This window comes from Streptomyces sp. NPDC127084 (assembly GCF_042724175.1).
Classification (GTDB): Bacteria; Actinomycetota; Actinomycetes; order Streptomycetales; family Streptomycetaceae; genus Streptomyces.
Map to the genome: position 1 here is coordinate 1 of NZ_JBHXFA010000231.1, position 4,688 is coordinate 4,688.

General features: G+C 72.6%; 4 protein-coding genes, 1 pseudogene and 1 riboswitch. Of the genes and pseudogenes, 2 read left to right on the forward strand and 3 right to left on the reverse strand.

The genetic code is table 11. The features are described from left to right. Positions 1-113 (reverse strand): annotated as a pseudogene (locus ACFWI9_RS31610) (riboflavin biosynthesis protein RibD); the annotation flags it as partial. A gap of 155 nt (positions 114-268) precedes the next feature. After that, a riboswitch (FMN riboswitch) is annotated at positions 269-399 on the reverse strand. A 208-nt stretch (positions 400-607) separates the two neighbouring features. On the opposite strand from ACFWI9_RS31610, the gene ACFWI9_RS31615 reads away from it, so the two are divergent. Continuing rightward, positions 608-1,834, forward strand: a complete 1,227-nt coding sequence (locus ACFWI9_RS31615) for an MFS transporter (protein ID WP_387167929.1) — start codon at positions 608-610, stop codon at positions 1,832-1,834. 28 nt (positions 1,835-1,862) lie between these two features. On the opposite strand, the gene ACFWI9_RS31620 is transcribed toward ACFWI9_RS31615, so the two are convergent. Together ACFWI9_RS31620 and ACFWI9_RS31625 are read right to left on the reverse strand one after the other, a co-directional pair. Further along, positions 1,863-2,537: a hypothetical protein gene (locus tag ACFWI9_RS31620; RefSeq protein WP_387167932.1), complete on the reverse strand. Its 675-nt coding sequence runs from the start codon at positions 2,535-2,537 to the stop codon at positions 1,863-1,865. Then, complete coding sequence (locus ACFWI9_RS31625) at positions 2,518-3,717, reverse strand: glycoside hydrolase family 6 protein (RefSeq protein WP_387167935.1); 1,200 nt, start codon at positions 3,715-3,717, stop codon at positions 2,518-2,520. The genes ACFWI9_RS31620 and ACFWI9_RS31625 overlap by 20 nt, the downstream gene beginning before the upstream one ends. A 118-nt stretch (positions 3,718-3,835) precedes the next feature. On the opposite strand from ACFWI9_RS31625, the gene ACFWI9_RS31630 reads away from it, so the two are divergent. Then, positions 3,836-4,552, forward strand: coding sequence for a DUF5995 family protein (locus tag ACFWI9_RS31630; protein ID WP_387167938.1), 717 nt, complete (start codon positions 3,836-3,838; stop codon positions 4,550-4,552). Positions 4,553-4,688: the final 136 nt, after the last annotated feature.

A 4,688-nucleotide genomic window follows, 5' to 3' on the forward strand; every position in this document is an offset into this window, starting at 1 on the left:
CGGGCGTCGGTGATGACACATCCCACGACGGGGTTGGGACTGGTGAAGCCGAGCGCACGGGCGGCGAGCCCGATGGCCCGGCCCATGGCGCTGATGTCGGCTGCGGTGGCCACCCGGTCCTCCTGCCTCTTCGGGCACGGACTCCGGGGGCTGTCGTCGAACGACAGGGCAAGCGGCACGATGTCCTGGGGGAACGCCTGGCCGACGGTACCGGTCGCCGCTGAGGGCGAACGGCCGCAGACGGCCGGCGGACCGCAAGGGTCGCCCGCCGCGCACTGCCTCCCATCCGGACTTTCACCGTCGGTCCAGGAATTTCACCTGGTCAACCGGCCGCTGGATGCGGACGGGTCGCGGACTGTAACCGCCGGTTCGGAATTACACCGACCCCGGAGTGCGCTGCTGCTGATACAGGGCAAGTCTGCCACGCCGGGCAATGGACCAAGCGGGTGATGCCCTGTGTCCTGGCTCACAGAGCCGTCGTGCGGGGTCTCACAGGCGCCGGCTCCAGCCCCTGCACAGTGTCGGTTGACCGCGTTGGTCTAGTCCTCTTAGCCTCTTTGTGGCTATATCGGCCGTCGTATGGCGGGGCTCGGGGAGGACGGCACCGATGACGAGCGAAGTCGTCGTATCCGAGGGGCGGAAGCTGGGGCGCGCCCGCTGGGCCGTTGCCGCGGTCTTCTGTGTGCACGGCGCCGTGACCGGAAGTTTCGCCACCCGTATCCCCTGGGTCCAGGACCACGCCGGGGTGGGCACCGGGCTGCTCGGGGTGGCGCTGGCGTTCCCCGCGCTCGGGGCGTCGCTCGCGATGCCGCTCGCCGGGGCCGTCAGCCACCGCTTCGGCGCACGCGCCGCGCTGCGCGGACTGCTCGCGTTGTGGACGCTCTCCCTCGCGCTCCCCGCGCTGGCCCCGAACGTGTACGCGCTCTGCGGCGCCCTGTTTGTGTACGGCGCCACAGCCGGCATGGCTGACGTCGCCATGAACGCGCTCGGCGTGGAGGTCGAGAACCGCCTGAACCGCTCGATCATGTCCGGCCTGCACGGCATGTGGAGCGTGGGCGCCCTGATCGGCTCGGCGGCCGGCACCCTCGCCGCGCACCTGGACGCCGACGCCCGGCTCCACCACCTGATCGCGTCCGCCGTGCTCACCGCGCTCGGCCTGCTGGCTTGCCAGCATGTCCTGGACCTGCGCGGCGCCCCGGACGAGGAGGCACCGCCCCGTTTCGCGCTGCCGCCGCGGTCCGCGCTGGTCATCGGCGCGATCGGCTTCTGCGGGGTGTTCGCGGAGGGAGCGAGCCTCGACTGGTCGGCGGTGTACCTGCGGGATGGGCTCGGTACGTCAGCGGGGGCGGCCGCAGCTTCCACGACCGCGTTCGCGCTGACCATGGCGGTGGCGCGGCTGGCGGGCGACCGGGTCGTGGACCGCTTCGGGGCGGTCCGTACGGTACGGGCAGGCGGGGTGCTCGCCACGGCGGGCGGGGTACTGGTGGTGCTGGCCCCGCATCCCCTGGCGGCGATGGCCGGGTTCGGCTGCGTCGGTCTCGGTATCGCCGTCGTCGTACCGCTGGCCTTCGCGGCGGCGGGACGCACCGGCGGCAATCCGAGCCTGTCGATAGCGGGTGTCGCGACGATCACCTACACCTCGGGGCTGATCGCCCCCTCGGCCATCGGCGGGATCGCCGATCTGACGTCGCTGGTGGTGTCGTTCGCCCTGGTGACCGTGCTCGCCTTCGGTCTTGTGGTGGGTGCGGGAGTGCTGCGCGGCAGTGCGCGCGGCCCGGAGACCGCCGTGCCCGGAGCCACGGCCCGGGCGGCCGCGGCAGAGGTCGCGAAGTGAGATCCCCGCAGCACTCCCGTCCGCGAGCTCAGGCGAGCTTCTTCACCTGGGCGTCGATGACGGTCTTCGGCTGTTCGGCCGTGCCGGCGAAGCTCTGTGCCGGGAAGGAGCCGAGGTTCGCGCCCTTGCGGACCACGACGAGATGCGAGGTTCCGGTCGTACCGTCGAGGTCCACGCTGAACTTGAAGGCGACGGACTCATCCCCGGCGCTGTACTGGGCGGTCTCGACCTTGGTGACCTCGATCTTGTCAGCGCCCGTGGTCAGGACGAAGCCGCTGGCGCAGTCGGCACCCGCTTTCTTGTAGGCGTCGAGGGCATCCGCCGCGCCCTTGCCCTCGTACGAGCTCAGGGTGTCGTAGGTGAACGTCCCGCCCAGGGCACCGAGAGCCGCCTTCGCCTTCTCCTCTGGCGAGGCGTCGGCAGGCGGCGTCTTGGGGACTGCCACGAGCTTGCGGATGGCGGTGGCGCCCGGAGCACCCACCGGGCGCATGGCCATGGTGTCGACGAAGACGGCGCACTCGGGCTTGTCGGCCGTGGCGGCCTTGCCCGCGGTGCGGTCGGCCGCGTTCGGCTCACCGATCTTGTGGTCGGGCAGATCGGCCTGGGTGAGGCCCAGCTTCTCCGGCTCGGCCTGGGACAGCGCCGTGACCGCCGGCTCGGCGGCCGCTCCCAAAGCGGGCGTCTCAGCCCGTAGCCAGGTCATAGGCGTAGTCCGGGGTGAAGCTGCCTGCCGCGCCCCGGCAGCCGTCCGATTCACCGGGGAGCTTGATCCACAGGAAGGCGTCGATCCGCGCCTGTCCGGTCCGTGTCGTCGGAGCCTGCCCGAGTGCCCGGCCGCCGGGGTCGCACCAAGCGCCGGCCGGGGGCGCGCCGTTGCCGTTGCGGCTGGTGTCGATGACCGCGCCGAGCCGAGCGGGGCCGCCCAGTGCTCCGAGCACGGCTCTGGCGTAGCGTGCCTCGTCGGCCGTGCGGTGGAAGTTGGACACGTTGGTGAAGATTCCGTCCCCGCTGGTCACGGCCCCCGCCGCACGCAGCAGTCCCGCCATCGCGGCCGGGGAATGCCACCCTGAGTGGCCGGCGTCGAAGTACACCTTCGCGCGCGGGTTGGCTGCCTTGAGGGTGCGGCTCGCCCTTGCCAGTGCGGCGTTCCGGGCGGCGCGGTCCGCGTCGGACAGGCAGTCGGAGAGGGCCAGCGAGTCGGGTTCGAGGATGACGATCACCGGTGCGGAACCGAGTCCGTCGGCGAACTCCTCCATCCAGCGCCCGTACGCGTCCAGATCGGGCGCCCCGCCCTGGGATGCGCCGCCGCAGTCACGGTCGGGGATGGCGTACGGGACGAGGACCGGTACCCGGCCCGCCGTGACTGCTCCGGAGGTCACGGTACGAACCTCGCGGGTGATCTCGCCTGGGTTGTGGACGGCGAACCACACGGCGGCTGGCTGGGCGGCGATGCGCGCCTCGATCAGCGCCCGGCGCGGGTCGCCGCGGTGGGCCCGCACCCAGTCGATGACCTGCGAATCGGGATGCCGGTAGAGCAGTCCGCCATCGGGTGTTGGTGCCGGGGATGGGGCAACGGGCCGCTTCGGGGCTGACTTCGCGGTGGCGCTCGGCGAAGCCCCGGGCGCGGGAGGGGACTTCGACGCCATGGACGGCGAGGGCGAAAGGCTCGGGCGCGCGGGCAGTGGCGCCGTGGGTGGACGGCTCGTCGCAGCGGTACGGGCCGTGTCGCGGCCTCGCTCGTCCCCGCCCGCCGCCGCGGACACCATCCCCATGGCCGTGCCGACGGCCACCACCGCGGCCGCGGCGCCCACCATGATCCCCCGGCGAGCCGCGCGACGGCGCTCGCGCCGCTCCGCACGGCGCCGGGTGCGTACGCCTCCCACCGACCGTTCCCCCCTCGCACGTTCTCCGGTGGCCGCCCGGCATCCGGGGCTTCCCCCGATCTGGGGAAGCCCGGGCCCGGCGGCACCCGGACGAGCCTAGGACTGGGACGCTGCCTGCATGGCGCAGACCGAACAGTTCGCAGCACATGTCGACGTCCCGTGCGGACCCGGTGATCCCTCCGTCGGCCCGGTGGTGGAACGGATGCGCGCGCTGGGCTTCCTCTTGCCGGAGCGAGACGGGGTCGCGGTCTTCAACCGGGTGTATCTGACGGTCACCGAGGAGCTGGGGCGGCGTATCGACCGGGGCGAGTTCCCCGACCGGCGCTGCGCCGTCACGCTGGGCGTTCTCTTCGCCGAACGCTATCTGGACGCCGTAGAGACGGCCGCGGCGGGAGGCCGCCCACCGGACTGCTGGCGCCCGCTGTTCCAGTACCGGCGCCATCCCGGGGTACGCCCGCTGCAGTTCGCGCTGGCCGGTATCAACGCGCATATCGGGCACGATCTGGCGCTCGCCGTGGTGGACAGCTGCCGTACGCTCCGCTGCGAACCTGAGCGCCTGGAGGTCGCGTTCGACCGCGTGGGTGAGATCCTCACGCTACTGGAGGAGCGTATCCGTGAAGATCTGATGCCCGGACCGGATCTGCTGGAGATCGCCGACCCCGTGACTCATCTGCTGGGCTCATGGAGTCTGGAGCGGGCCCGGGACGGCGCGTGGTCGGCGGCCCGCCTGCTGTGGGGAGTCAGGGAACTCCCGGGTTTGGCGGAGGAGTTCGCGGAGCGGCTGGACGCGGCTGTCGGGCTTGTCGGGCGCTGCCTGCTGACCCCGTGGCCGTGAGGCTCGGGCCGCCGGAATCCGGGGGAGGAAACGGAGCCGCCGCCGGCCGGGGTGTGCGGTCGGCGGGGGCTCAGGGGACCTGCCGGGGCCGGCCGGGTCACGGTCGGGGGGGGGGGTACGTGCGGTGGGGGCACGG